Here is a 25,781-nt window from a genome sequence, read left to right on the forward strand (position 1 = left end):
GGAGCGGGGTAAGCGATGAGCCAGACTCTTGCACCGCCGCCGGCGGCGGCTCCGGCCTTGAAGAAGAAGACCAAACCGACGGCCGACCTGACCGCGCCCGGCCGGGGACCACTGCGGTTCGCCGTCTACCTCGTGCTGCTGATCGTCGCGCTCGCGTTCCTGCTGCCGTTCCTCTGGCTGGTGGTGGCGTCCATCCAGCCCGGCGCCGCCCTCTCGGCCAAGGTCACCTGGGACTTCTCGTTCGAGAACTTCGCCAAGGTGCTCAACGTCGAGACCCTGTTCCGGCCGGTGCTCAACTCGCTGATCATCTCCGGCGGCACCGCCCTGATCACCGTGGTCGCGGCGACGTTCGCGGCGTACCCCCTGTCGCGGTACCGCAGCCGTTTCGGCCGGATGTTCCTCTACGGCATCCTGTTCTCCACCGGCCTGCCCATCACCGGGGTCATGGTGCCGGTCTACACCATGTACAGCCGGTTCGAACTGACCGACTCGGTGCCCGCCCTGATCCTGTTCATGTCCGCGACGGCCCTGCCGTTCGCCATCTGGATGATGAAGAACTTCATGGACGGTGTGCCGGTCGAACTCGAGGAAGCGGCCTGGACCGACGGCGCCGGCTGGTTCCAGTCGCTCTGGCGGATCATCCTGCCGCTGATGGTGCCCGGCCTGACCGTGGTCTTCGTGTTCACGTTCGTCGGTCAGTGGGGCAACTTCTTCATCCCGTTCATCCTGCTGCAGACCCCCGAGAGCCAGCCCGCGTCGGTCACGATCTACACCTTCTTCTCGACGTACGGGCAGGTCGCGTACGGCCAGCTGGCCGCCTTCGCGATCCTCTACACCGCTCCCGTGGTGCTGCTGTATTCGGCGCTGTCCCGCGTCTTCGGGGGCGCCTTCAGCCTCGCGGGAGCGGTGAAAGGCTGAGTTCCGCACGCTGTTGTCCAGCGGCACCAGCCGTTTGGCCCACCATGGCGGGTTAGCCTGAGTCGTGCGCCGGTTCCGTCCAGAGTGGTACGTCGCCGCAGCCCTGCTGGTGCTGCTGGTGCTGACCAGCGCGCGGTACGGCTGGCACCGCGACGAGCTGTACTTCGTCGTCGCCGGGCAGCACCCGGCGTGGGGCTATCCCGACCAGCCGTCGTTCACGCCCCTGCTGGCCGCGGCGCTGTACCGGCTCGGCGGCGGCTCGCTGGTCGTCCTCCGCCTGGCCGCCGCCCTGGCCTCGGCCGCGACAGTGGTGCTGACCGGCACGATCGCGGGCCTGCTGGGCGGCACGAACCGGGCCCGGCTGCTCGCGTCGGCCATCTGGGCGGTGGGCACCGTCGCCCTGGTCACCGGCCACCTGGTCAGCACGGCCACGTTCGACGTGATGTTCACCGCCGGCGTCATCGCCTGCCTGCTCAAGGCCCTGACCGGCGGCCGGCCGGGCTGGCTGATCGCCGGCGGGGCGGTGCTCGGGGCCGGCCTGTTCAACAAGCTGGTCATCGGGATCGTGGCCGTCCTTGTCGGCGCGGCCCTGCTGGTCGCCGGCCCGCGACGCCCGCTGCTGAGCCGTGCCGCGCTGGCCGGTGCGGCGCTCGCGGTGCTGGGCGCGCTGCCGTACCTGCTCTGGCAGACCGCCCACGGCTGGCCGCAGTCACAGGTGGCGGCGTCCATCGCCGGCGGCGGCAACCGGATCGGCGTGGTCCCGCTCCAGCTCTTCCTGGTGTCGATCTTCCTGGCTCCCGTGCTGGGCGCCGGCCTGGTGCGTCTGCTGCGGGGCGATCTCAAGGCCTTCGGGTACGCGTACCTGGCGCTCCTGCTCGTGGTTGTGGTGACCGGGGGCAAGGGCTATTACGCGGCCGGCCTGATGCCGATGATCGTGGCCGCCTCCGGCGTGGCCGCCGACGGCTGGTTGACCCGCGGCCGACGGCTCCGTCGCACCCTGGTCAGCGCGGCGATCGGGGTGTCGCTGGTCCTCAACGCCGTCAACAGCCTGCCGATCGTCCCCGCCCCCCGACTCCAGGCGAGCGGCGTCAACACCCTCAACCACGAGGCCGGGGAGCAGGTCGGCTGGCCGGAATACCTGCGCGCCGTCCGTTCGGCGCTTCCACCCGGCGACCACCCCCCGGCGGTGGTCTTCACGGCCACCTACGCCGAGGCCAGCGCGGTGCGGCTCGGGCACGGGCTGCCTCCGGCGTACAGTGGCCAGAACGGTTACGCCCTCTGGCCGCCACCCGCCTCGGCCACCGGCCCGGTGATCCTGACCGGCTTCACCCCCGGCGACGCCACCAGCCGCCACTTCACCGGTTGCCGCACGGTCGGCCACGTCGACAACGGTTACGCCCTCGACAACGACGAACAGGGCGCCGCGCTGCAACTGTGCGACGGCCCGATCGGCGGCTGGCCGGCGGTCTGGCCACTGCTCGTCCACTACGACTGAACCCTCCTGAGGGTGAGCCTCGATCGAGGGAAAACGCGACATCTGACCGAAGACCATTCGGCTGCGCATCGTCGGCGGGTGAAGTGGCGTTGTTCCGGCATGGTGGGAAACGATGCGGGCGCGACAGTCAGGCCGCCGGCGGTCGCCGGGCTCGGGATCGCGGTGTGTGCGCTGACCGCAATCAGCGCCGTGCTGATCACGATGCCTGTGGCGGTCCGGAACACCGACTGGTTCAGCTGGATCGGCTGGTTCGGGTGGGCCACGGTTCCGGCGATCTGGCCGTTGCTGGTGGCCGTGCTGCTGGCCGGGCTGGCGCTCGTGACCCGTCGGCGTGACGGGGGCGTGGCCGCGGTCGTGGCGTTCGTGTGCGCCGCGCAACTGGCCGGTGGCGGCGTCGCGGCGTCGCGGGACTGGTTCAACGTCGGTGGCGCCGTGGGGATCTCCATCCCCCAGCTGGCCGTGCTTCTTCCGCTCACGGCCGTCGTCATCGTCGCCTCGACGGTCGCCTGCTGCCTGGCCCTGACCCTGGTGAAGCGACACGCCGCCGCGGCCCGGGGTGGGTGGTGGCGGCCGTTGCGCCTCAGGTTCGTCGTTCTCGGCGGTGCGGTGGCGGTGCTGGTCACGATCGCCGGGGGCTATCTCGTCGGCGGGCTGCAGCTGACCGGTCTGGTGCAGGCCGCGCTGACCTGGTCGCTGCCGTGGGGGTGCGGGCTGGCCCTCGCGGCCTGGCTCGATGGCCCGATGCGGCGGGCCGCCCTGCTCGCGGTGGGCGCCAGCGCGCTGGCAACTGTCGCGGTGCTGCCCCTGAGCCTGCTCAGCGAGCTGTGGTGACGCCGAGCTGCTGCTGGTGCTGCTCCTCTGACCCTCCACGCGCACTGGCTCACCGCCTGGTTCACCAAGCTGCGCCGCCCGCCGCTGCCGCACGTGCTGATCCACGGCGACGTCGCCCCCCGTACGCGCGCCTGTTCGGCATCATGCGGTTCTGCACCGACGCGTCCGATGCGTGGGCCTCGGCGCTGCCTCAGGCGATGCGCCAGTAGTCGCGTCGGTTCCAGGCCAGCGCGGCGAAGATCTGAACCACCGCCGACTGTTCCAGCGTCTGGGCCGGCACGTGCTCGGGGTCGGGGGTGCCGCCCCCGCTGACCTGGAAGTGGAACAGGCCGGTGGCCGGGTCGCGGTTGTCGGCCCAGACCCGGGCGGCGTACTTCTCGAACGCGGCCCGGTACCGCCGGTTCGGCGCCTGCGCGTCGAGCAGCAGCAGGTCGTTCAGCAGGTAGGCGTTGAAGATGGCGGGCTGCTGGTAGAGGCGGTCCCCGGCGGTCCAGTAGTCCAGGGCGCCCTTCGCCTCGGCGACCGCGTCGTGCAGGTAGAACCGGTCGTGGGTGGCCCGGTAGAGCAGGGTGGCCGAGGCGATCATGGCGCCGGAGTTGTAGGTCCACAGGGTTTTGTTGACGACCCCCTCGTAGCTGATGTCGTTCCAGTACAGGCCGGGGCTCTGCCGCAGACAGCGCTGGTTCCAGGCGAACAGCTTTCGGGCGAAGTCGAGGTCGGCGCGCCGGTGGCGGATCAGGTAGAGGTGCGCGGCGAGCTGGGCGCCGAGCCCGGTGACGTTGGCCGCCCGGAACGTGTTGCTGTCCGACTCGACCCACTTCTCGCCGCCGGGGCAGGGCCGGGACATGTCGGTGTCCCAGCCGCGCCGGACCGCGTCGAGCGCGTCGACGGCGTGCGGGATCAGCTTCTTGTCGCCGGTGGCGTGGAAGCCGCGGACGAACTCGAGCCCGACGATGGCGTTGTCGTCGTAGAACAGGTCCCCGCCGGCCCCCAGCGGAGGCACCACATAGGAGTGATAGCCGGACGAGAAGTAGCTGCCGAAGCCGGCGAACCGGGTGGCCAGATCGCGCCGGTCGACCGCGCGGTTGCCGGGTGCCTCGTGCAGGGAGAGTGTGGCGGTGGTGGCTTCTCGATAGGGCCACAGATACGAGTACGTGTTGTCGCCCGCCTGCCTCGGATAGTCCTCCTGGTAGAGCGGATCGAGGTACAGGTGCTGTTGCAGGGATCGGTAGGCCGAGGTGGCCCGGCCGGTCCACGGTGATGTGGCCTGGGCGGGGAGGATGCCGGCGGAGCCGACGAGCGCGGCGCTGAGGGCGGCGGTCGTGGCGAGCCGGATGACGTGGCGCATACTCACTCCTGGTTGGTGGGTACGGTCAGCAGCACAGCGGTGGTCGCGAAGGCAGGCACGGTGACCGTGACCTTCGCGTCGTGCGGTTCGAGGGCCGAGACGGTCTCGGCCAGATAGGTGGCGGTCCACGCCGCATCGGCCGGGAAGCCCAGAGTCAGCGTGCAGTCGACGGCGACCGAGGCGACCGACCGCAACCGGACCAGCACCTGCCCGGGGGCCGGCGTGGTGAGCCCGACGACCTGGACGCGGTCGTCGGACAGGGTGAGGGCGGAACCGGTGTCGCCGGTGGACGCCGGCACCGCGATCAGCGGGCTGGTGGCGTCGGTCGCGACCCGGGCGGCGAAGGCCGAGGTGGCGTCCGGACCGTCGGACGCGGTGGCCGCGACCCGGTAGCGGAAGGTCATCTCCAGCGCCTGTGAGCTGGGGAAGTTGGTGTCCCACAGGTTGTTGTGGACCCAGGAGTAGACGGTGCCGGGCTCGTGCGAGGGCGTCGACACCGGGAACGGCGCGTACGGCACGACTATCGCGCCGAGCTGGACCAGCGGGGCGTCGACGGTGACCCAGGCCGCGCCGACGTCCCCGGCGTGCAGCCCGATCCAGTGCCGGACGGCCTGCATGTGGGTGGCCCCGCCGGGCACCTGGGGCTGGTCGGTGCCGTTGACCGTCGCGGTGGCGTCGATCCGAACGACCGGGTCGGCCAGGGCGAACGGGAAGGCGAAGAAGGCGCTCTCCTTGGTCATCGTGGCCGGTTTGGCCAGCCGGTTCTCGATCTCCAGCACGCCGGTGCCGGTACGCAGGGTCAGCGTGGTCCGGACCCAGTCAGCGCCGGGGGCCACCGACTCGTAGGTCAGCCACTGCCGCACCGCGGTCCGGCCGGCGTCGACCAGGGCCGCGGGCCGGGCCGTGCCACGCGAGGCGAGCAGGGCCAGGTTGGCGGTGGCCTCGGTCTTCGACGACTGGTGGTTGATGCCGCCGGCGGTCGCGTAGCGGTCGTAGACGTAGGCGTTGAACCCGGCCGTGGCGTCGGCGTTGACCAGCTCGGTGCCGGTGCGCTTGTCCAGGATCGACCGGATGCTCGCACCGGCCAGGTCGACCTCGACGCGCAGCTCGTCGTTTTCCAGAACGGAGCCATCGGGTGGGGCGGCCGGGGCCTGTGGCGTGGCCGTCGCGCGGAGGTCGAGCCGGACCAGGCCCAGCGGCGGCACATCGTCCACGGCCACGTGCAGGAACCGCCCGGCCTCGCGATGCGTGGGGTTGAGCTGGGGCGTCTCCTCGGCCGGCAGCGTCTTGCCGGTGCGTGGGTCGACCACGGACAGCGGCGTCTCGATCGGGATCCGGCTCTCCGGCAGGAACGCGGTCACCACGCCGGTCCGCGGATGTGCGGCGGTGTTGACCACGTACAGCGCGGTGTCGCGGCTGAGCGTGCCCGCCAGCCGGGAGGTCGCTCGGGTCAGCAGCCGCTCGGCGTCGTCGTGAGCGGCCAGCGCGGTGTGGTACTTCCAGTGCCACTGCTCGTCGCCGGAGTGGGTGTGGTCGTCACCGTGGGTCCACGGGTCGGCGGCGCCCCAGGTGTGTTCGTCGAACAGTGAGGCGTTGAGGTACGCGGCCCGCGCGTCAGCGGTGTCGGTGGCCGAACCGGGCGCCCCGCGCAGTCCGGCCAGCGTGCTGACCGTCTGCGCGTCGGCGACCGCGGCCTGGGCCCGCCGGACCAGCTGCAGCGGCCGTGCGGCGGAGCCGATGCCGTCCGCCCACCAGTCGTTCCAGCTGCCGGTGAACGACGGCAGGCGGTCGCCGTAGCGGCGTTCGGCCTCGGTGAAGAAGTCCTCGTTGCGGGACAGCCGCAGCCGGGGGAAGGCCCATTCGGCGTTCCAGCGGCGTACGGTCTCGGCGATGATCCGCCGCGGCGGCGCGTTGTCCCCGAACCGGCCCTGCACGCGCAGGTGCAGGATGTCCCACGGGTAGGGCGGGCGGTGCAACGGTGCGTCCGGGACCGGGAAACCGAAGGCACTGCCGTCGTACGGGTACGGCCGGGTCGCCAGCGCGGTCAGGTACGCGGGCAGCAGATCGTCGACCATGTCGTACGAGGCATCGAAGCCGAGCACCGACCCTTCCATGTAAGCCAGCCCGTGCGGGGTGTCCGTCGACCAGACCAGCACCCGCCGCCCACTGGGAGCCTGCCACCAGAACAGTCGGGGCACGTCCTGCCCGCCGGTCAGGTGGGGCACCGACCGGCCGGCCCAGTTGTGCGCGACCGACAGGTAGCGGACCCGGTTGGCGGCGAGCACGTCGACCAGCCCGCCGACCGCGCCGGGCACGTCGGTCTGCATGGCCACCGGAATGTCCACGCCGTGGCGGCGGCGCAGGTCGTACGCGGTCCGCAGCAGTTCGTGCAGCTCGTCGGTGGAGCAGGTCTCGGTGTGCAGGTTGAACGGTAGCGCGGTGAGCTCGATGCGGCCCTGGCGGACCCGGTCCACCATGTCGGCTACGGCGGCCACGGGCCGGTTGGCGCACCACTGCTCGAACGACCACAGCGACTCGACCGACCACCGGAACCGGGCGTCGTCCGGCCAGTCGTCGGTCTCCTGGACCAGATCCAGTGTCGAGTCCAGATAGGACAGGTGCTCGGCCAGGACCCGGCCCTGCGGGTCGGTGTAGCCGATGTCGAGGTGCGAGTGGTGTACGAGGTGGATGTCCCAGCGGCGGACCGGTTCGAGGGTGAGTGAGACCGGCCCGCCGGGCAGCTCCACGATGACGGTCTCGGGCCGGGTCACCTCGGGGACGAGCAGACGCAGGCCGTCCGGCGCGGGCAGGATCTCCACCGGGAGCGGGGTGCCGGACTCCGTCCGTACCCCGGCATGGGTCAGCGGACGACCCGCACGGACCCGCACCGACTGCCGCAGCTCGCCCGACTCGGTGCGGCGCAGCAGTGGCTCGGCCTGCAACCGGACCGGCCCGGCGGACGCGGTGGTGGCCCGGTCCTTCAGGTTGTCCCGGGCGAGATCCCAGTCCCAGGTCGACCTCGCGGTCAGCGTCTTGGCGGTCACGGGCAGGTCCTTCCGCGGGTCAGATGTTGGACTTGAGGCTGGTGACGAAGAACCGCTGGAAGCCGAAGAACAGCGCGACGGTGGGCAGCGACACCACCAGCGCGGCGGCGAGCACGGCGGGCTGGCCGACCGCGCTGAAGTTGCCCTGCAGACCGGCGAGCGCCGCCATCACCGGCCGCACCTCGGGGCTGAGCGACAGCGAGATGCCGAAGAACAGCTCGTTCCAGATGTAGACGAACTGGAAGACGAACGCGGCGGCCATGGCCGAACGGGCCAGCGGGACGTGGATGGACCAGAACAGCCGGAACCATCCGGCGCCGTCGATCCGGGCCGACTCGGTGATCTCCGGCGGCAGTGTGGTGAGGTAGTTGCGGACCACGAACATCGCGAACGGGACGCAGATCGCGACGTAGACGATGGCCAACCCGGCCTGGGTGTCGTACAGGTTGGTGGTGGACGCGGCCAGGAACAGCGGCCGGGCGAAGACCTGCAGCGGCAGCAGTGTGCCGGTGTAGATCAGCCAGAACCACAGCGTCTTGTGCCGGACCGGCATCACGGCCAGGGCGAACGCGGCCAGGGTGGCGATCAGCACGGCCGCGGCGGCGCACCCGGTCGCGTAGAGCAGGCTGTTGCGGGCGGCGTCGGTGAAGTCGGCCGCCAGCCAGCCCGCCTTGATGTTCTCCCACAGCGCGAAGCTGTCCGGGAACCATTTCGCCGTACCCGTGTAGGTGTCGTTGGAGACCGAGGCGTTGACGATCAGCAAATAGGTGGGCATCAGCCAGATCAGCGCCAGCACGGCCAGGACGGCTTTTCTCATCGGCTACTCCTCAGGCTGGAGCGCAGGTACGACCAGGAGGCGCCGACCACGACAACGGTCAGCACCACCGCGATGGCCGAGCCCTGGCCCGGCTCCTGCAGCAGGAAGGTCTCGCGGTACATCGACAGCGCGAGCGTCTCGGAGCTGCGGGCCGGTCCGCCCTGGGTGAGCACCCAGATGAGGTCGAAGGCGCGCAGGGCGTTGGCCAGCGTGATGCCGACGACCACGACGGTGACCGCGCGCAGCTGCGGGAAGGTGATGTGCCGGAACCGTTTCCAGCCGTCGGCGCCGTCCAGGGCGGAGGCCTCGATGGTCTCCGGGGGGATGGTCTGCAGGCCGACCAGGAACAGCACCACCGCCACGCCGGTGCTCTGCCAGGTGCTCAGCAGGATGGCGCTGACCGTGTTCTGCGGCCAGTTGAGCAGCCACTGGGTGGTGAGGCCGTCCAGCCCGGCGGCGCGCAGCAACTGGTTGACGGCGCCGTCGGTCTGCAGCATGAAGGCGCCGACCACGGCCACGGCCGAGCCGGAGATGGCGTACGGCAGCACCACCGCGAGCCGCGCCCAGCGGCCCCACCGCGTGGCGCTGGTCATCACCGCGATGGTCAGGCCGAGCCCGACCGGCAGCAGCAGCGACCCGATCACCCAGATCAGCGTGTTGACCAGCGACCGGACCAGGATCGGGTCGCGGAACATCTCCTGGTAGTTGGCCAGCCCGGCGAAGTCGGGCTGCACGCCGTCGGTGAGGAAGCCGCGGTACACGGTGATGGCGAACGGCGTCAGCAGCACCACCGCGACCAGCCCGACGGCGGGGAACAGAAAGGCCGCGCGGGACGTCATCCGGCCTGCTTCTTCCACGCGTCCCACTCGGTCACCGAGGTCTTCTGGATCGAGTCGAGCACCTTCGGGCCGGTGTCCGGGTGGACCATGAAGCCGTCGAGCTCGGTGGTGGCGGCCAGCACCAGCTTGGACGGGAAGGCCTCGTAGAACCGGTTGAGCAGCACCGGCTTGTCCTGGGCGACCTGGGCCTGCACCTTCTTGATGAGCGGGTCGCCGGACGGCACCTTCGGGTTGGCCGAGCTGTCGGCCAGGAAGTCCGACCACACCCGCTGCACCGACGGGTCGAGCCAGCTGCCCAGCTGCTTGACCGCGTCGGCCCGGTCGGGCGCGTTCTTCGGTACGGTCCACGCGCCGCCCTCGACGAACGTCGCCTTGGGCGCGCCAGGGGTCACGGTGGGCATGAAGAAGGCGCCGTAGTCCGCGTCGGGTGTCAGGCCGGCCAGTTTGAGGTTGCTGTTCTCCCAGGTGCCGGCCGGGAGCATCGCCACCTTGCCCGACTTCATCATGGCCGGGGCGTCGGCGAGCTTGGAGTCGGCCGGGGTGGTCCAGCCCTTGGCGATCCAGCCCTTCCAGATGTCCAGGGTGTTCTGCGAGACCGGATCGGTCCAGGCCGCCTGGTTCCGTGTCAGCTTGCCGTAGTAGTCGGGTGACTGGGCGGCGACGAGGGCCTGGTAGACGACGAACGACGTCCACGTGTCGGACTGGCCGGTCCACAGTGGGGTCACGCCGTTCTTCTTCAGTGTGGCCGCCGCCTTCTCGAAGTCGGCGAAGGTGGCCGGCGGCTCGATGTGGTACTTGGCGAACAGCGTCTTGCTGTAGAAGACCACCCAGTACGACTGGTACATCGGCAGGCCGTACACCTTGCCCTGGAAGGTGTAGTTGGGTTTGAGTGCCGGATCGACCCAGCCGTTCTTCTCGGCGGTGTTCCACACGTCGGTGAGGTCGGTGAGCAGGCCGGTGGACGCGAGGTCCTGCAGCTTGTAGCCGCTCCACCACTTGACCAGGTCGTTGGTCTTCTTGGTGCTGATCGAGGTCCGCACGACCTGTTCGTAGTCCGAGGTCGAGGGCACGCTGACCGGCTTGATGCCGCGACCCGTGATCTTCTGCAGGGCGGTGCCGGCCTCGGTGAAGCCCTTTTCCCAGGTGGGGTTGTCCGAGTAGAGCGACAGGGGACCGGTGCCGGTCGCGTCGCCGCCTCCGCCTCCGCAGGCGGCGGCCGACAGGCCGGCGAGTGCTGCCGCCAGGAGCAACCCGGCGGTCCGGTGAAGTCGAGTGATCCGCATCTCCGGCACGGTATCGCTACCATGAGATGAGCGCAATGTTTCCTGGCTGTTGCGCGTATGCCTGAAGGTACCGATACCATGGCGTGGTGACCCAGCAGACGACATACGAGCCCGAGCCGATCTATCCACCGGCCTCCGGCCTGGTGCGGAGAGGCTGGGACGCGGTACGCGACGCCCTGCCCGGCCCCGGCGCGGTGCTCGCGGTCGACGGGCCGATGATGCTGGACTGGCCGGCCCTGGCGGCGGCGCTGCCACCGGGCACGCTGACCGTCGACATGCGCGGCGCCACCGTGGCCTGGGACCAGGTGCAAAAACGCACCGCCTCGGCCGAGCAGCTCGCCGGTGACCCCGACTTCGCCACCCTCGCCCCGGGCACGCTGGCCGACCTGATCGACGAACTGCCGGCCGTACCCCGCCAACCCGGCCGGCTCACCGTCGTCTACGGGCCCGGAGCCGCGCTGGCCGACCACGACGAGCTCTGGTACGCCGATCTGCCCAAGCGGTACGCCGAACACGCCACCACCCAGGGCCACGGCCGCAACCTCGGCCGGCCCGGCGACGGCACCGGCACCACCCAGCGGCTGTTCTACATCGACTGGCCGCTGCTCGACCGGCACCGCGACGCCGTCGCACCCGGCATCGCCCAGTGGCTCGACCTGCAGGACCCGGCCGACCCGCGGATGCTCGCCGGCCCCGACCTGCGCGCCACCCTCGAGGAGCTGGCCCGCCGCCCGCTACGCACCCGGCCGACGTTCAACACCACGTCGTGGGGCGGGCACTGGGCCCAGGAACGGCTCGGGATGAACACCCAGGCCCGCAACACCGCACTCGGGTACGAACTGATCGCACCCGAGAGCGGCGTCCTCATCGGCACCCGGGCCGAAGGCGCCGTCGAGGTGCCCTTCCAGCTGCTGGTCGCCTCACATCCCGAGCAGGTGCTGGGGGCGGCCGTGCGGCCCCGGTTCGGCCCGTCGTTCCCGATCCGGTTCGACTACCTAGACACGTACGGCGGCGGCAGCCTCTCGGTGCACTGCCATCCGCGGCCGGAGAACATGCGCACGGTCTTCGGCTGGGCGTACCCGCAGCACGAGACCTACTACGTGCTGGTCGGCTCGCCCGACAACGTCATCCACCTGGGTCTGCGCGACGCCGCCGACCTGACCGAGTTCGAACGCCGGGCCCACGCCGCCCACCACGACGGCGAGCCGTTCGAGATCGAGCGGTACGTGCAGCAGCACCCCGCCACCGAACACCAGCTGTTCCTGGTCCCGGCGGGCACGCCCCACGGCAGCGGCCAGGGCAACGTGGTGCTGGAGATCAGCGCGACGCCCTACCTGTACTCGCTGCGCTTCTACGACTGGCTGCGCCGCGACGCCGAGGGGCGGCAGCGGCCGGTCCACGTCGGCCACGCCTTCGACAACCTCGACACCGGCCGGACTGGAGCGGCGCTGCGAGCCGACCTCATCCAGCGGCCCAGGACGATCGTCACCGGCGACGGCTGGCGCGAGGACCTGATCGGTGCCCTGCCCGAGCTGTTCTTCCGGGTGCACCGCCTCGAACTCGACGCCGGCGCCACCGCCGGGCAGGAGACCACCGATCGTTTCCACGTGCTCAACGTCGTGGCCGGCGACGGCGTCGCGATCCGCACCAGGCTGGGGGAGCACCGCCTGTCGTACGCCGAGACGCTGGTGGTTCCCGCGGCCGTCGGCCGCTACACGGTCACCGCGTCCGGCCCGTCCGGTGCGCGGGTGGTCAAGGCGTTCGTCGCATGATCCCCGTGGTCGAACTCGGTGGCAGCCACGTCAGCGCCACCCGCGCCGACCCGGCCACCGCGACGACGCGCGACCAGCACCCGCCGGCCCGGCCGGTCGATCCACACGCCGGCGCGGCCGAGATCGTCGCGGCGGTGGCGGCCGCGGCCCGATCGGCCGGCCCGTTGTCCGGTACGCCGCTGAGCCTCGCCGTACCCGGCCCGTTCGACTACGCCGCCGGGGTCGGCCGGTACGCCGGGGTCGGCAAGTTCGCCGCCCTCAACGGCGTGGACGTGCGGGCCGCCCTGTACGCCGCCCTCGACGAAAGGCCGTCCCGGATCACCTTCGTCAACGACGCGGAGGCGTTCGCGGTCGGTGAATGGCTCGCCGGCGCCGGGCCGGGCCTGACCCGCCTGGTCGGCATCACGCTCGGCACCGGCATCGGGTCGGCCTTCCTCGACCACGGGCGGGTCGTACGGGACGGGCCGTCGGTGCCGCCGCAGGGCCGCGCCGACCTGCTCGAGATCGACGGCCGGCCGCTGGAGGAGACGGTCAGTGCCCGCGCGGTGATCCGGGCCCACGGCCGCCCGGCGACCGGTGTGCTGGACGTGATCCGGGCCGGTGACACCGCGGCACTGTCCGCCTACCGGCGACTGGGCGTGGCCCTGGCCCCGTGGATCCGCCGCTTCGAGGCGCAGGCCGTCGTGGTCGGGGGAGCGGTCGCCGGTTCCTGGGACGTGATCGGGCCACTGTTCGTCACCGGGCTGGGCCTCCCGGCCGACGTACGCCCCGCCGCCCTTCCGCACACCGCCGCGCACCTCGGTGCGGCCTGGCTGACCTGGCACGACGCTCCCGGATGATCGCGATACCATCACAGCGATGAACCCGACGATGCGTGACGTCGCCACCTACGCGCGGGTCAGTCCGATGACCGTGTCGCGCACGCTCCGCGACGACCCCAGTGTCGCGCCGGAGAAACGCACGCGTGTCCTCGAGGCGGTCGCCGCGCTCGGCTACCGGCGCAACGAGGCCGCGCGCAACCTGCGGCTGGGCGGCTCGACCGGGCTCCTCGGCGTGGTCATCACCAACATCGCCAACCCGTTCTACGCCCAGCTCGTCCTCGGCATCGAAGCCCACGCCGGCCGGCGCGGCATGCGGGTGGTGTTCGCCAACTCGGGCGAGAACACCGAGAACGAACGCCGGCTCGTGCACGACTTCGCGGCCCGCCGGCTGGACGGCATCATCGCGGTGCCGGCCGCCAATGAGCACGACCACCTCGACCCGGCCGCGCTGGCCGGCATCCCGGTGGTGCTCGCGGCCAGCCCGCCGCACCGGATCAACGCCGACGCGGTGCTGCTGGACGACTTCGGCGGCACGTACGAGGCGACCACCATGCTGATCGCGCGCGGCCACACCAACATCGGCTTCCTCGGCCTGCCCGCCGCCACCTGGACCGGCTCGGAGCGCTACCGCGGTTACGTGGCGGCGCTGGAGGCGGCCGGACTCCCCGTGCGCGACCGCGTCGTCCGCCGCGACCAGCCCGACGTGGCGGCCGCGGTCGAGGCGGCGCGCGCCATCCTCGACCAGCCCGACCCGCCGACGGCGATCTTCGCGGCCAACAACCGCAACACCGTCGGCGCCTACCGCGCCATCCGGGCCGGCGGTACGACGACCGCGCTGGCCGGCTTCGACGACTTCGACTTCGCCGACCTGCTCGACCTGCCGCTGATCGTGGTCTCGTACGACGCCCGCGAGATCGGCCGCGTCGCCGCCGAACTCGTCTGCGCCCACATCGACGAGCCCGCCGCCACCCCCGCCCTGCCCCGCCGCGTGATCATCCCGACCAAGGTCATCGACTACCGCAACAACGACTCCTGACGCCGCGGCGCCGGGTTGAGGTGCGGCGTGCCCGGCGGCCCGGCTGCCTGGTCGCCGCCGTTCCAGCAAAAGTGGTAGCCCAGCGCGGTATCGCGGGCTCAGATACCGCCCTGGGCTACCACTTCGAACCTCAGTGGTAGCCCAGGATGGTGTCGGGGGCTCGGACACCGCCCTGGGCTACCACTTCGGAATCTGGTGGCGGGGCGGGGCGGGGGCTACGGCTTGGGGGCGCCGGAGCGGACGAAGACCGGCATCGTGTCCAGCGTGGTGGTGACCGCGGCGGTGGTGCCGCCGGCGTACGTGCGGCCGGTGAAGTAGTCCGTCCACGAGTTTCCGGGCGGGAACCACACCGTCGTCGTCGCGGTCGTGCCCGGCGCGGTCACCGGGGCCACGAGCAGGTCGGGGCCGTACAGGTACTGGCTGCCGGCGGTGGCGTAGGCCTCCTGCTCGCGGGGGTAGGCCAGGTACATCGGCCGGACGATCGGGGTGCCGGTGCGGGTGGCCGCGGTGGCCGCCGCGTACGTGTAGGGCTGAAGGTGTCGGCGCAGGTTGAGGAACTTCTTGGCCGAGGCGCCGGCCTCCGCACCGTACTGCCAGGGCAGGCGGTCGCTGTGGTTGGAGTGCAGGCGGTCGATCGGCTGGAAGGTGCCGAACTGCACCCACCGGGCGTACAGGTCGTCGGGCAGTTTGGTGCTGCCCGGTTCGCTGCCGGGCTCCTGCAGGCCGAGCGTGTGCCCGCCGATGTCGTGGCTGACCGCGGCCAGGCCGGTGGCCGCCGACTCGCCCGGCGTGTAGCCGACCTCGAACCGCAGCGTCTCCCAGTTGGAGATGGTGTCGCCGGTGAAGTGCAGGGTGGTCCGCTTGTCGGCCCACGGCCCGGTCGCCACCGGGCCGGGGTTGCCGTAGCCGCCGGCCTGCAGCGACCCGTACGCCCGGGAGAACGCGAATCCGGTCAGGTCGGCGTACTTCTGGTTGATCCAGGCGTCGGGCGTGACGCCGGCCTTCGACGAGCGTGACGCGTCGCAGCACCAGTCCAGCCACCAGAAGTCGACGCCGTCGGCGCCCATCTGCTCGTGCAGCCAGAAGTAGGCCTTCAGCTGGTCGCTGTCGCCCCAGTCGAAGGTGTAGCAGTCGGCACCGCCGTTGCAGCCCACCTTCTGCAGCTTGCCCTTGGCGATTTCCTGCGCGCGGGCGAACTTCGGGTCGCTTCCGAGGATGCTCGGGTGGATGTTCAAACCGGTGTGTACGCCCTGCCGGCGCAGCCACCCGGCGAAGGCTTTCCAGTCGGGGAAGCGTGTCGGGTCGATCGACCAGCCGTTCCACTTGTCCGGCGTCTTGAAGTCGGTGTCCACCACCAGCACGTCGAGCGGCACGCCCTCGGTCTTGAAGCGCTCGACGATGTCCTGGAACTGGGCCGCCGTCCGGTCGAAGTACTCCGAGTACCAGACGCCGTAGGCCCACTTCGGCAGCAGCTTGGTCGGGCCGGTCAGGGTGGACAGCTCACGCAGGGCGCGGGTGTAGTTCTGGCCGTACGCGAAGACGTAACCGTCCTGATGCGACGTCGCCGAGTCGTCCAGCAGCGACCATCCGTCCTGGTAGAGCAGCCCGGCGTAGGTGCGCGCGCCGCCGTTGACGTTGTCCAGCCCGCGCCGGTAACCGCCGAGCGGCGCGTGCGGGGCGAGCACCGGCCCGTGCTTGGCGGTGACCGCGATCGTGTCCAGGTTGACGTTGCAGCTCTGGTCGTCGGGACAGCCCAGCGTCACGGTGTTGGTGCCGGCGGTCAAGGGCACCACGACCGTCCGGGTCCGCCAGTAGTCCCATCCGCTGGTCGGTGGCAGCGTCGCGGTCACCGGCGCGGTGTCGTTCCCGGCGACCGTCATGGTCCGGGTCCGCACCGGCTGGCTGCCGGCCGGCCCGTTGGCGTAGCGCAGTTGCACCTGGTAGTCGCCGGCCTTGGGCACCCCGGTCACGGTGACCGCGATCCCGGCCCCGGCGTGTTCGAGCCCGGCCACGAACCCGTCGCCGGAGTAGCCGTTGTGGTCGTCGGCCAGCCGTCCGCCGCCGGTCGTCGCGCCCTGGTCGGCCTCACACACCACGCCGAAGGCGCACGGCCGCGGTTCGGCCGGAGCGGGCGGCGGGTACGCCGCTCCGGGCGCGAGCACGGCCAGGCTGTCCAGGTTGACGTTGCCGGAGTCGTCCGGCGTCCGGACCAGGCTGATCTCGTGCCGGCCGGCCGTCAGGCCGAGCGGGATCGAGGCCGTCGCCCAGGTGTCCCAGTTGGCGGTGGGCGGCAGGGTGAGCGTGCCGGCCGCGGTGCCGTCGACCGTCACGGTCAGCGTCCGGGTGACGTTCTGCCCGTCGCCGCCGGTGCTGTTGGCGTACCGGACGGTGAGCTGCTGGGCGCCGGTGGCCGCCGCGGTGACGGCGAAGGTCAGCGACGAGCCGGTGCCCTCGAACCCGGCCGCGAAGCCCCGGCCGGTGTAGTCCCGGTGGTCGGTCGCCGCGCTGAGGCCGTTGAGGGCCAGTCCTTCGGCCTCGCACAGCGCGCCCGCCGCGCATTCCGGGACGGTCTTGCCGGCCCAGGGCGCGGCGGTCACGGTCTGGCGGCCGGCGGTCAGGCGTACGGAGAGGTTGTCGGCGGTGAACGGCCCGGACCCGACCCGGTAGCGCAGCGTCGCCGCGCCGGTGTCGATGGTCAGCCAGCCGTGCGTGACCCGCTTGGTGAAGCCGGTCGGGGTGAAGTCGTCCCGGCCGATCACGTTGAACGTGTCACCGTTGGTGAATCTGCCGCCGGGGGAGTACTCGGTGCGGATCAGCGTCGGCGAGAGCACCTGGAAGCGGGCATCGCCCGAGATCACGGTGCCCGGACGTGCCGCCGAGGCCACGGCCGCGGTGGATGTGGCCAGCACCGAGCCGCTCGCCACCAGAACCAGTACGGCCGCCGCGGCGACCCTCCGTCGATCGAGTTCACGCACGTTTACAACGTTGTCATCAGCCGGTTACGAAAGTCAATGGATGATGCAGGTATGCCTGGCGGAAATTGAGTGTCGCAATCGTCCGGGTGACAGCTATAAACCAGCGATGACCGAGCAGACCCTCCCGGGTGGCAACACCGTCGGCGCGTCCCGGATCGGCGACGTCGTCCACAAGCGGGCCTCGCCCTGGACCCCGACCGTGCACGCGCTGCTGCGGCACCTGGAGGACGCCGGCTTCGAGGGCGCGCCCCGGGCCCGCGGCTTCGACGACCAGGGCCGCGAGATGATCACCTTCATGCCCGGCGACACCGCCGGCGGGCGATACCCGTGGCCCGCGTGGACCTTCACCGACGCGATGCTGACCCAGGTCGGCCAGTGGATGAGGCGCCTGCACGACCTGACCGCCGGTTTCGTGCCGGCGTCGGGCGAGCACTGGTTCACCGGGCGCACGATGCAGCCGGGCATGGTCGTCGGCCATCAGGACGCGGGCCCGTACAACGCGGCGGTGGTGGACGGCGACCGGCTGGCCGGCTTCTTCGACTGGGACTCGGCGTTCCCGTCGACCCGCGAGTACGACCTGGCCCTCACCGCGCTGTGGTGGGTGCCGATGTGCCCGCCCCACCTGGCCGAGGGTATCGGCTTCGACGCACCGGCCGACCAGTCCCGCCGCCTGCATCTCCTGCTCGACGCGTACGGCTACGACGCCGGTCGCCAGGCCTTCGGCGCCGTCATCGTGCAGCGCTGCCGGCGGCAGTCCGCGGTCATGCGCCAGATGTCCGAGGCCGGCGACCAGGCCGCGACCGCGATGCTGGAGGTCGCGGGCTACATGGAGGAGTCGGCGTCCTTCATCGAGACGCTGCCCGACGACTTCTGGGCGCGCTGACCTCGCGCGCCGAGGCGACGTCAGGGGTGGTCGATGAGCCGGTCGAGAATATGCCGGGCCCCCTCCAGCCGCTCGATGGCTCCGGTGATGCGCACCCGCTCCCCGGCCAGGGCGTCGAGCAGTTCCGGGCAGGTGGGGGCCAGCACCGTCACGTCGTCGGGGACGCAGGGCAGGATCTCGGCGATCATCGTCGTGTTCAGGCCGGCCGACAGCAGCAGCTGGATGTGCCGCACCGTGGCCGCCGCCCGCGGGTCGTAGTGGCGATAGCCGCTGGCCAGCCGGTCGGGGGCGAGCAGCCCCTGCTCCTCGTAGTAGCGCAGGGCGCGCGGAGTGGTGCCGGTCGCCCGGGCCAGTTCGCTGATCCGCATGACGCCGAGCAGATCAGGGCTTGACCTTCACGTCAACGTGAAGCCTTAGCGTCGCGGCCATGACTCGACTTCCCGCCATCGCCGTCATCGGGCTCGGACCGATGGGCCGGTCCCTGGCCTCCGCGTCCCTGTCCGCCGGTCACCCCACTGTGCTCTGGAACCGTTCCCCGGCCAAGGCCGAAGCCCTGGTCGCCCGGGGCGCCGTGCTCGCTGCGACGGCGGCCGAGGCGGCCCGGTCGGCCTCGGTCACCGTCCTCTGTGTGCTCGACTACGCGGCGGCCCGGGCGGTCGCGGCCGACCTCGCCGATGGCACGCTCGTCAACCTCGGCAGCGGTCACGCCGCCGAGGCGCGCGACATGGCGGCGTGGGCGGCCGGGCGCGGCATCGACTACTCGGACGGCGCGATCCTGACGCCGGCCCCGGCCATCGGCACGCCCGCCGCGACCATCCTCTACGGCGGTCCGGGAGAGCTGCCCGTGCTGCGGGCCTTCGGCGGCACCAGCACCTACCTGGGTACGGACCCCGGCCTGCCCGCGGCGTACGAGATGGCCCTGCTCGATCTGTTCGTCATGTCCGTCGGCGGCCTGGCCCACGCCTTCGCCCTGGCCGAGGCCGAGGGCATCGCACCGGCCACGTTCGCACCCTTCGCCACCGGGATCGGCGCCCTGCTGCCCGGCCTGGCCGACCGGTTCGCCGGCGACCTGACCAGCGGAACCTTCACCGCCGGCATCTCCAGCATCGCGTCGGCGGCCTCGGCCGTCGCCCATGTCCGCGCGGCCGCCACGGCGCGGGGTGTCGACACCGGACCGTTGCGGGCCGTGCAGGCGATCATCGACGGCGCCGTCGCGGCCGGTCACGGCGGTGACAGCTACGCGCGGCTGGCGCGGCTGCTGACCCCCGCGCCGTCCGGTCGCCAAGATCGTTGAGCCTGGTAGAACCCCGCAGCTCAACGCCTCAGGAGTCGGATCAGAGATGTTCGCGCGCCGCATTGTCCAGGTCGCTGTTTCCGGTGCGACTCTCGTCGCCGGCCTCGGGTACGCCGGACCGGCGGCCGCGTCGGTGCGGTACGACCCGGCGGCCCAGACCGGTTTCGCCGCCGCCACCGACGTCCGGCGGGCGTTCGGGTGGAGCGACCGGGTGCTGGCCGCCCGCGCCGCCGGGCTGGTCTTCAACCACGACTTCTGGACCCGCGACACCTACTCGGTGTGGTGCGGCGAGGGGCCGTTCCCGGTCGTGCACGAGCGGGAGTTCGGCCGGTTCGAGCTGACCGACGTCGTCGTGCGCGACGCGGGCCGGGGTGCGTCCACCGGATACGCCGGGCGGCGCCGGCTCTCCGGGTTCAAGATCGTCGGTCCGTACGCCGGAATCTCCGGCACCTCGGTCGCGCCGGCCGTCGGTCAGCCCTGCCCGGAGCCGCGCGGCCCGAAGGTGACCCGGGCCGACCTGGTGTCCACGCGGACCGGCTGGTCGCTCAGCGTCACCTCGGGCGCGACGAGCAAGGTCCTCCGTAGCGGGCACTGACCACCACGCGCTCAGCCGCCGGTGGAGGCCGGAGTGGACGGCACGCCTCAGCAGGTGGCCCGATAGTCGAGCTCGGGAATGTAGCTGGCCCACTCGCCGGCGTTCAGCCCGCGACCGGCGATGGCGCAGGCGGTGCCGGCGGGGTCGGCCGCCAGATCCTTCGGCACCGTGGTGTCCCAGAGGGTGACGACCCGGGGGATCTTCTGGTTGAGAGTGCCGCCCGAGGCCAGGGTGCGCCCGTCCGGGCTGAGCGCCACGTTGTAGGCCTGCAGGTCCGGACTCTTCAGGGTGGCGTAGGGGATCGGTGTGTCGGGTCGGGCGACGTCCCACAGGACCAGCGAGTCGTCCCCGCCGGCCGAGAAGAGCGTGTGCCCGTCGGGGCCGAACGTCACCCACAACACATCGGTGGCGTGGGCCGGCAGCGTGGCGATCCGGCGGGGCCGGGACAGGTCGGCGCTGTCCCACAGCATGATCGTCCCGCTGGCGGTGGTGGCGGCGGCGAGGGTGCGCCCGTCGGGACTGAACGCCAGCGAATCGACGGTGAACGGGCCGTCGGCGGTCAGCGGGATCGAGCTGAGCCGCTCCGGCGTGGACCGGTCGGCCAGGCTCCACAGCGACATGGTGCCGTGCTCACCGACCGCCAGCGCCCGCCCGTCGGCACTGAACGCGAGGGACGCGACGTCCGGCGTCTGGGGGAGTTCGGCCAGCCGGACCGGATGGGTACGGTCGGCCAGGCTCCACAGCGTCGTGCGGCCCTCGCTCTGGCCGACGGCCACGACGCTCCCGTCGGCGCTGAACGCCACCGCGGCTACGCCGGCCGCGTCGGGGATCGTGGCCAGCTCGGCCGGGTCGCCGGAGCGGGAAACGTCGAGCAGCTTCACCGTGCCGTTCGATCCGGCCACCGCCACGGTACGGCCGTCGCGGCTGGCGGTGACGCTCTCGGCCAGGCCGTTCTTCAGCGAGACGTTGTCATGCCGCACCGGGTGCGCCCGGTCGGCCAGGTCGAACGGGACGGCGTTGCCGCTGTAGCCGGCGACGAGCAGGGACCGGCCGCCCGCGCCGAAGTTCAACCCCACGATCGTCCCGGGGTACGGGCCCGGCAGCGTCGCCGCCGCGTCCCGGCTGAACCGGCCCCGGACGCTCCACAGCGTCGCCGTCCGGCGGTCGCCGACGGTGATCACCGATCGCCCGTCCTGGGACATCGAGATCGGACCGACCGGGGCGCCGGGGACGGTCACGGTGGCGAGCGTCGTGGAGCGCCACGGCCAGTCGGTGCCGGCCATGGTCGACACGGTGGTCCGCCCGATCGAGTCCCCCAGGGCGAAGGTGGCTCCGTCGGGACTGAACGCGATCGACGCGATCTCGAGCCCGTACTCCACCGGGAAGGTCTCCATCGAACCGATTTCCGGCTCGGCCGGATTCGTCACGTCCCAGAAGAGCAGGCCGTGCCCGGCGTCCTCGACCGCGACCACGTGCCGCTTCGGGTTGACCGCGAAGCGGACGGCGGGGCCACGCGGCAGCCACTCGTTGTCGAGCGCGGCGCCCCGCACCGGGTGGGCGGGATCGGTCAGATCCCAGAGGTGCAGCGACGCTCCGGTGGCGACCGCGGCCCGCGCGTCCGGCCCCCACCTCAGCTGGTAGGCCTGCGGCAACGTCGACAGCACGACCGGATCCGCGCCGGAAATATCCCACAGGGTGGTGTTGCGTTCACGGTTGCCGGTGGCCACGGTGTGCCCGTCGGGGCCGATCGACACGTCGGTGATCCCGACCGGGTCGGCCAGCGTCGTCGCGCGTTTCGGGTGGGCCGGGTCGCTCACGTCCCACACCGTCGCCTCGGCGCCGCCGTCGCAGATCGCGAGCAGGTGACCGTCGGGACCGGCGGCCAGGGTCTTGGCCCCGGCGCCGCCGACCGGCACCGAGGTGATCCGGACCGGCCGGGCCAGGTCCGCGCCGTTCCACAGGGTGACCTTCCCACCGGGACCGGCGGTGGCGACCACCTGTCCGGCGACGAACGTCGCGTCGGTCGCGTCGCTCAGCGTGGCTCCGTAGTGCGACGACATGACCAGGTGGGCCAGCTGCTCGCCGGTCGGGGCGTCGGGCAGCAGGCGGTGCGCGGCCACCCCGAGCCGGAGGGCCTTGTTCGGATCGTCGCCGATCATCGCCCGGGCCCGGTCCAGCAGCCGGCGGTTGATGTCGGTGCGCTGCTGCAGGTCGGCCGCCGCGCTGATCCGGCGGGCCTCCTCCTGCGCCTCCTTGGCCAGCTTCTCCTGCTTCTGCCGTTCCAGGTCGGCCTCCGCGGCCTCCCTCTGGTACTTCTCGGCCAGCTCGCGTTGCTCGTCGGCCCGCCGGGCGGCCTGGTCGGCCAGCTCCTGCTGGGCCTGGGCGTTGGCTTTCTGCCGGTCGGCCTCGGCCCTCTGCCGGTCGGCGTCCTGGCCGGCGTCGCGGGCCAGCTTCTGCTGCCGGGCCGCGTTGGCCTTCTGCCGGTCGGCGTTGGCCTGGTAGCGGCCGGCGTTGGCCTGCTCGCGCCGCGCCTCGGCGGAGGCGTCCCGGGCCAGTGCCCGCTGCGTGGCCGCGAGCTCCCTCTGGCGTTCGGTCTCGTCCGCGGCGGCCGCCGCCCGGCCCTCCATGACGACGGCGTTCTCCTGCTGGCGCTGCGCCTCCCCGGTGGCCCGCTCGGCCGTGGTGCGCTGCTCGGCCGCCACCTGTTGCTGCCGGAGGGCCTCGTGGGCCGAGTCGGTGGCCCGGTCGGCGTTATGCACGGCGACGACCCCGGTCAGCGAGGCGACCAGGGCCAGCGTCACCAGGGCGGCCACGGCCACGAAGGACAGGCGCCGGGTACGCCGGTGCTGGCGTACGTCCTCGCCCTCCAGGTCGTCCTTGCTCACCCCGTGCATGGGGGCGGCCAGCTGGGCGATGGCGTCGCGGAAGCGGGCGTGCTGCAGGCTCAGGTGCAGGTCGTCACGGGCCCAGCGCAGGTCGAGGTAGAGCGGCTCCTCGGCGAACACGCCGCGTAGAGCGTCCGGCACCGCGGTCGAGGCGGCGGTGAAGTCACCGGGGCCGGCGTCCCAGCACCATTCGCCGTCGGTGACGACCGGGAGGATGCGGTCGGGGGACTTGGTCGCCACCCAGTGTTCGATCTCGCGGTTCACCCAGGGCGACCGCGCCGCCTCGGGCGAGGCGAGCAGCACGAAGTACTGCGAGCCGTCCATCGCCTCCTGGATCGAGGTCCACAGCTTCGGCGTGACCGCCAGCCCGGTCTGGTCCCGGAAGATCCACAACGCCCGGCGGCGGTGCCATGGTTTGGCCAACCGGTGGAGTCCGCGCTGGATGGCGGGCGCGAGCCGGCCATCGGCGGCATGGCTGTACGAGATGAACCCATCGAACGGCATAACTGTCCCCGTGCTCGGCGTGATCGGCCGGGAACGATACTCCACGAGACACGATCAGCGGAAACACCGCCGTTGCGATCGAGCGTGGTTCGTGATCTCATCTTTGCGAGCCGGGCATCTTCCCCCGTGGATGCCCGGTTCCTATTTTCCAGGTGTTCTTCGGGGCGCCGCTTTCTACGTGGTCTTCAGTGCGCCGCCGCCCTGCCAGGTCGGCCAGGCCACGTTCCAGTCGCCGTAGCCGTCCCAGCTGGGCATCGTCGGCCCGCCCGTACCGGTATAGACGGTCACGTCGCCGACCTGGGCGAAGTCGAAGAACTTCTTGGCGTCGTTGGTGTTCAGGTTGGTGCAGCCGTGCGACGTGCTGCGCTGCCCGATGTTGCCGCCGTTCCAGCTGGCCGAGTGCAGGAACTCCCCGGAGTTGGTGATCCGCACCGACCAGGGCACCTTCAGGTCGTACCCCGGTCCGGTCATGCGCTGGACCTTGTCCTTCTCCATCACCACCTTGGTCCCGCCGAAGGTGGGGGTGCTCGCCTTGCCCAGCGACACCGGGAACTGGAACACCTGCTTGCCGTCGGAGGTGGTGGTCATCCGTTTGGTCTTGCCGTCGACCTTGGTGATGTTGGCGGCGCCGGTGTTCATGTCCAGGGTCAGGCTGTTGTCGAAGACCAGGCCCTTCCCGGCCGGCTGACCCTTGGCGGCCAGGTCGAGGTGGATCTTGGCGTGGGCGGGCCAGTATTTTTCGGTGCGATAGTGCGCCTCGAGCGGATAGCCCTTGTAGATCGCCGACCGCTGGAAGTACCAGGCGCCCCCGGCCGGCTGCCCGTCGACCGTGACCTGGCCGGCCGCCGCGAACGCGTGCGCGTCGGTGACCTTGGCCGACAGGTACGCGATGATCGGCATGCCGACGCCCCAGGTCGACCCGTCACCCTGCAGCAGCCGGATGTGCACCGGCTTGCCGGTCGGGGTGGGCGAGGCGGACGGGCCGGCCGGGGCCGAGGCGGCCGGGGCCGGGCCGGACGCGGGCGCTCCGCCGCCCTCCCAGGTGCCGCCGGCCTTGTCGTCGCCGCAGGCCGTGGGGAGCAGGAGCACGGCCGCCGTCGCCGCGGAGAGCCACCACCGGGAACTTCTCATGCCTGCGACGATGCTACGAACAGTCAAGAACTGCCAGGCCCCAGCTTATCTTTAAGTTTTGTTCAATAAACGTGCGCGGGCCGTCGGCGCAGGTCAGAGTCGTTCGGGCTCTCCCCACGATGCCTCCACCGACGCCTGGTCCTTCGGACGGCGCGGAGGACCGGAACAGCAGCATTGATCGATAAGGACCACCATGCGCTCCCGTCACCGCCGGCCGTCCCGCACCCGCCTGCTCGTCCTCGCCACCTGCGCCCTGGGTGTGCTGGGCGCGGGTGCCGCCGGCATCGCCTCGGCCCAGACCACCCACCACCGGCCGCACGCCGCCGCCCATACCTCCCCGCAGCTCGGCCCGGCGACCAAGGCCGTGGCGCGCGCCCAGGAACGCGCGCGGGAAGCGTCCCGGCGTCCGCACCCGCCGCGACCGACCCGGCCGAGCTCAGCGCCGCCGGCCACCAGCGCCCCGGCCGACCCGCCGGCGCCGCCGAGCGACCCCACCACGCCGCCGGCCGATCCCACCACGCCGCCGGCGACCCCGCCGAGCGACCCGGCGACCCCTCCGGCCGGCCCGCCGCAGACCACGCCGCCCGCCCCGGGCACGGTCATCGACCAGGCTCTGGCGCACATCAACGCCGCGCGTACGGCCAACGGACTCGGCACCCTCACCCTCAGCCCGCAGCTGACCGGCGCCTCGGAGGCACACAATGACCTGATGGTCGGCGGGTGCGGTCTGTCGCACCAGTGCCCGGGCGAGGCCGGGCTGGGCGACCGCTTCACCGCCGCCGGCGTGAGCTGGCGTTCGGCCGGCGAGAACATCGGCCAGGGCAACGCCGCCAACAACCCGGCCTCGATCCTCGCCGCCGCCAACGGCCTGACCGACCTGATGCTGGCCGAGCAGCCGCCCAACGACGGCCACCGGCGCAACCTGCTCAACCCGGGCTTCACCCGGGTCGGCCTGGCCGTGACCCGCGGCTCCGACGGCCGCGTCTGGCTCACCCAGGACTTCGTGAACTGACAGTCGGTGGCCTGCGGTCTCCCGGACCGTGGCCGGCATGGACGGCAAAGGAAAGCGCCGGGCGGCCTCCAGGCCACCCGGCGCTTCTCAGTTACCGGAACTCAGTGCGCGGTGCCGTAGACGCCGACCTCGACGGTGTCGACGTAGTAGCAGCCAGCGTAGAGGTCCGGGCAGGTGATGCCTTCTTCGGCGGTTTGGGTGCCGAGCATGGTGTAGCGCAGGTAGTTGATCTGTGTGGTGGTGCCGGGGGTGAGTGGGAGGGGGTTCATTTTGTTGCGGTTGTCGATGTTGAAGTGGC

Annotated in this window: 20 protein-coding genes; 10 read left to right on the forward strand and 10 right to left on the reverse strand. The window is 71.7% G+C overall.

Features of this window, described 5'->3' with window-relative positions:
- Positions 1 to 15 precede the first annotated feature (15 nt).
- From ACGFIO_RS42670 to ACGFIO_RS42680, 3 genes are all read left to right on the forward strand, one after another.
- On the forward strand, positions 16 to 918 hold the full coding sequence (locus tag ACGFIO_RS42670; RefSeq protein ID WP_392836588.1) for a carbohydrate ABC transporter permease: 903 nt from the start codon (positions 16 to 18) through the stop codon (positions 916 to 918).
- A gap of 64 nt (positions 919 to 982) precedes the next feature.
- A complete protein-coding gene (locus tag ACGFIO_RS42675) occupies positions 983 to 2,413 on the forward strand; it encodes a glycosyltransferase family 39 protein (RefSeq protein WP_392836592.1) in 1,431 nt (476 codons plus the stop codon).
- Positions 2,414 to 2,512: 99 nt separating this feature from the next.
- Positions 2,513 to 3,244 carry a hypothetical protein gene (locus ACGFIO_RS42680; RefSeq protein ID WP_392836594.1) on the forward strand — a complete coding sequence of 244 codons (732 nt, stop codon included), beginning with the start codon at positions 2,513 to 2,515 and terminating at the stop codon, positions 3,242 to 3,244.
- 190 nt (positions 3,245 to 3,434) lie between these two features.
- On the opposite strand, the gene ACGFIO_RS42685 is transcribed toward ACGFIO_RS42680, so the two are convergent.
- Genes ACGFIO_RS42685 through ACGFIO_RS42705 form a run of 5 tightly spaced genes read right to left on the reverse strand, consistent with a single transcriptional unit; the run spans position 3,435 to position 10,575 of the window.
- Positions 3,435 to 4,592 carry a glycoside hydrolase family 76 protein gene (locus tag ACGFIO_RS42685; RefSeq protein ID WP_392836597.1) on the reverse strand — a complete coding sequence of 386 codons (1,158 nt, stop codon included), beginning with the start codon at positions 4,590 to 4,592 and terminating at the stop codon, positions 3,435 to 3,437.
- 2 nt (positions 4,593 to 4,594) lie between these two features.
- The gene (locus tag ACGFIO_RS42690) at positions 4,595 to 7,636 is read right to left on the reverse strand and encodes a hypothetical protein (protein ID WP_392836599.1); all 3,042 of its coding nucleotides are present in this window, start codon (positions 7,634 to 7,636) and stop codon (positions 4,595 to 4,597) included.
- 19 nt (positions 7,637 to 7,655) lie between these two features.
- Positions 7,656 to 8,453: a carbohydrate ABC transporter permease gene (locus tag ACGFIO_RS42695; RefSeq protein ID WP_392836602.1), complete on the reverse strand. Its 798-nt coding sequence runs from the start codon at positions 8,451 to 8,453 to the stop codon at positions 7,656 to 7,658.
- Positions 8,450 to 9,292 carry a carbohydrate ABC transporter permease gene (locus ACGFIO_RS42700; RefSeq protein ID WP_392836605.1) on the reverse strand — a complete coding sequence of 281 codons (843 nt, stop codon included), beginning with the start codon at positions 9,290 to 9,292 and terminating at the stop codon, positions 8,450 to 8,452. The genes ACGFIO_RS42695 and ACGFIO_RS42700 overlap by 4 nt, the downstream gene beginning before the upstream one ends.
- Positions 9,289 to 10,575, reverse strand: coding sequence for an ABC transporter substrate-binding protein (locus ACGFIO_RS42705; protein WP_392836608.1), 1,287 nt, complete (start codon positions 10,573 to 10,575; stop codon positions 9,289 to 9,291). The genes ACGFIO_RS42700 and ACGFIO_RS42705 overlap by 4 nt, the downstream gene beginning before the upstream one ends.
- Positions 10,576 to 10,661: 86 nt before the next feature.
- On the opposite strand from ACGFIO_RS42705, the gene ACGFIO_RS42710 reads away from it, so the two are divergent.
- The 3 genes from ACGFIO_RS42710 to ACGFIO_RS42720 are packed head-to-tail and all read left to right on the forward strand — an operon-like array spanning position 10,662 to position 14,204.
- On the forward strand, positions 10,662 to 12,347 hold the full coding sequence (locus tag ACGFIO_RS42710; RefSeq protein WP_392836611.1) for a class I mannose-6-phosphate isomerase: 1,686 nt from the start codon (positions 10,662 to 10,664) through the stop codon (positions 12,345 to 12,347).
- Positions 12,344 to 13,186 (forward strand): ROK family protein, encoded by an 843-nt coding sequence (locus ACGFIO_RS42715; RefSeq protein WP_392836613.1) that lies wholly within the window; start codon positions 12,344 to 12,346, stop codon positions 13,184 to 13,186. Before ACGFIO_RS42710 ends, ACGFIO_RS42715 begins: the two co-directional genes overlap by 4 nt.
- Before the next feature lie 19 nt (positions 13,187 to 13,205).
- Positions 13,206 to 14,204, forward strand: a complete 999-nt coding sequence (locus ACGFIO_RS42720) for a LacI family DNA-binding transcriptional regulator (protein ID WP_392836615.1) — start codon at positions 13,206 to 13,208, stop codon at positions 14,202 to 14,204.
- Positions 14,205 to 14,419: 215 nt separating this feature from the next.
- Here ACGFIO_RS42720 and ACGFIO_RS42725 read toward each other — a convergent pair whose 3' ends face one another.
- Complete coding sequence (locus ACGFIO_RS42725) at positions 14,420 to 17,179, reverse strand: TIM-barrel domain-containing protein (RefSeq protein ID WP_392836617.1); 2,760 nt, start codon at positions 17,177 to 17,179, stop codon at positions 14,420 to 14,422.
- Positions 17,180 to 17,285: 106 nt separating this feature from the next.
- Between ACGFIO_RS42725 and ACGFIO_RS42730 the strand changes: the two genes are divergently transcribed.
- Positions 17,286 to 18,062, forward strand: coding sequence for a phosphotransferase (locus ACGFIO_RS42730; protein ID WP_392836620.1), 777 nt, complete (start codon positions 17,286 to 17,288; stop codon positions 18,060 to 18,062).
- A gap of 20 nt (positions 18,063 to 18,082) precedes the next feature.
- Here the strand turns inward: ACGFIO_RS42730 and ACGFIO_RS42735 are convergent, their stop codons facing one another.
- On the reverse strand, positions 18,083 to 18,430 hold the full coding sequence (locus tag ACGFIO_RS42735) for a MerR family transcriptional regulator (protein WP_392836622.1): 348 nt from the start codon (positions 18,428 to 18,430) through the stop codon (positions 18,083 to 18,085).
- A gap of 59 nt (positions 18,431 to 18,489) precedes the next feature.
- On the opposite strand from ACGFIO_RS42735, the gene ACGFIO_RS42740 reads away from it, so the two are divergent.
- Positions 18,490 to 19,356, forward strand: a complete 867-nt coding sequence (locus ACGFIO_RS42740; protein ID WP_392836625.1) for an NAD(P)-dependent oxidoreductase — start codon at positions 18,490 to 18,492, stop codon at positions 19,354 to 19,356.
- Between the two features lie 46 nt (positions 19,357 to 19,402).
- Positions 19,403 to 19,951 carry a hypothetical protein gene (locus ACGFIO_RS42745; protein ID WP_392836628.1) on the forward strand — a complete coding sequence of 183 codons (549 nt, stop codon included), beginning with the start codon at positions 19,403 to 19,405 and terminating at the stop codon, positions 19,949 to 19,951.
- Between the two features lie 47 nt (positions 19,952 to 19,998).
- Here the strand turns inward: ACGFIO_RS42745 and ACGFIO_RS42750 are convergent, their stop codons facing one another.
- Together ACGFIO_RS42750 and ACGFIO_RS42755 are read right to left on the reverse strand one after the other, a co-directional pair.
- Positions 19,999 to 23,340 carry a TIR domain-containing protein gene (locus ACGFIO_RS42750; RefSeq protein ID WP_392836631.1) on the reverse strand — a complete coding sequence of 1,114 codons (3,342 nt, stop codon included), beginning with the start codon at positions 23,338 to 23,340 and terminating at the stop codon, positions 19,999 to 20,001.
- Positions 23,341 to 23,514: 174 nt separating this feature from the next.
- Entirely contained in the window at positions 23,515 to 24,471 is a 957-nt protein-coding gene (locus ACGFIO_RS42755) for a L,D-transpeptidase (protein ID WP_392836634.1), read from the reverse strand.
- Between the two features lie 193 nt (positions 24,472 to 24,664).
- Between ACGFIO_RS42755 and ACGFIO_RS42760 the strand changes: the two genes are divergently transcribed.
- A complete protein-coding gene (locus ACGFIO_RS42760) occupies positions 24,665 to 25,483 on the forward strand; it encodes a CAP domain-containing protein (protein WP_392836637.1) in 819 nt (272 codons plus the stop codon).
- 101 nt (positions 25,484 to 25,584) lie between these two features.
- Here the strand turns inward: ACGFIO_RS42760 and ACGFIO_RS42765 are convergent.
- Positions 25,585 to 25,781 (reverse strand): hypothetical protein (locus ACGFIO_RS42765; protein WP_392836640.1); only part of this gene is annotated, 197 nt, incomplete at its 5' end.

The organism is Actinoplanes sp. NPDC049265, assembly GCF_043197135.1.
In the GTDB taxonomy this organism is placed as follows: Bacteria; Actinomycetota; Actinomycetes; order Mycobacteriales; family Micromonosporaceae; genus Actinoplanes.

Excerpts from the sequence above, each read along its gene's own strand:
- ACGFIO_RS42670 (WP_392836588.1), top strand. The coding sequence starts at position 16 with ATGAGCCAGACTCTTGCACCGCCGCCGGCGGCGGCTCCGGCCTTGAAG.
- ACGFIO_RS42680 (WP_392836594.1), top strand. The coding sequence starts at position 2,513 with ATGGTGGGAAACGATGCGGGCGCGACAGTCAGGCCGCCGGCGGTCGCC.
- ACGFIO_RS42685 (WP_392836597.1), bottom strand. The coding sequence starts at position 4,592 with ATGCGCCACGTCATCCGGCTCGCCACGACCGCCGCCCTCAGCGCCGCG.
- ACGFIO_RS42695 (WP_392836602.1), bottom strand. The coding sequence starts at position 8,453 with ATGAGAAAAGCCGTCCTGGCCGTGCTGGCGCTGATCTGGCTGATGCCC.
- ACGFIO_RS42700 (WP_392836605.1), bottom strand. The coding sequence starts at position 9,292 with ATGACGTCCCGCGCGGCCTTTCTGTTCCCCGCCGTCGGGCTGGTCGCG.
- ACGFIO_RS42705 (WP_392836608.1), bottom strand. The coding sequence starts at position 10,575 with ATGCGGATCACTCGACTTCACCGGACCGCCGGGTTGCTCCTGGCGGCA.
- ACGFIO_RS42715 (WP_392836613.1), top strand. The coding sequence starts at position 12,344 with ATGATCCCCGTGGTCGAACTCGGTGGCAGCCACGTCAGCGCCACCCGC.
- ACGFIO_RS42720 (WP_392836615.1), top strand. The coding sequence starts at position 13,206 with ATGAACCCGACGATGCGTGACGTCGCCACCTACGCGCGGGTCAGTCCG.
- ACGFIO_RS42730 (WP_392836620.1), top strand. The coding sequence starts at position 17,286 with ATGACCGAGCAGACCCTCCCGGGTGGCAACACCGTCGGCGCGTCCCGG.
- ACGFIO_RS42735 (WP_392836622.1), bottom strand. The coding sequence starts at position 18,430 with ATGCGGATCAGCGAACTGGCCCGGGCGACCGGCACCACTCCGCGCGCC.
- ACGFIO_RS42740 (WP_392836625.1), top strand. The coding sequence starts at position 18,490 with ATGACTCGACTTCCCGCCATCGCCGTCATCGGGCTCGGACCGATGGGC.
- ACGFIO_RS42745 (WP_392836628.1), top strand. The coding sequence starts at position 19,403 with ATGTTCGCGCGCCGCATTGTCCAGGTCGCTGTTTCCGGTGCGACTCTC.
- ACGFIO_RS42750 (WP_392836631.1), bottom strand. The coding sequence starts at position 23,340 with ATGCCGTTCGATGGGTTCATCTCGTACAGCCATGCCGCCGATGGCCGG.
- ACGFIO_RS42755 (WP_392836634.1), bottom strand. The coding sequence starts at position 24,471 with ATGAGAAGTTCCCGGTGGTGGCTCTCCGCGGCGACGGCGGCCGTGCTC.
- ACGFIO_RS42760 (WP_392836637.1), top strand. The coding sequence starts at position 24,665 with ATGCGCTCCCGTCACCGCCGGCCGTCCCGCACCCGCCTGCTCGTCCTC.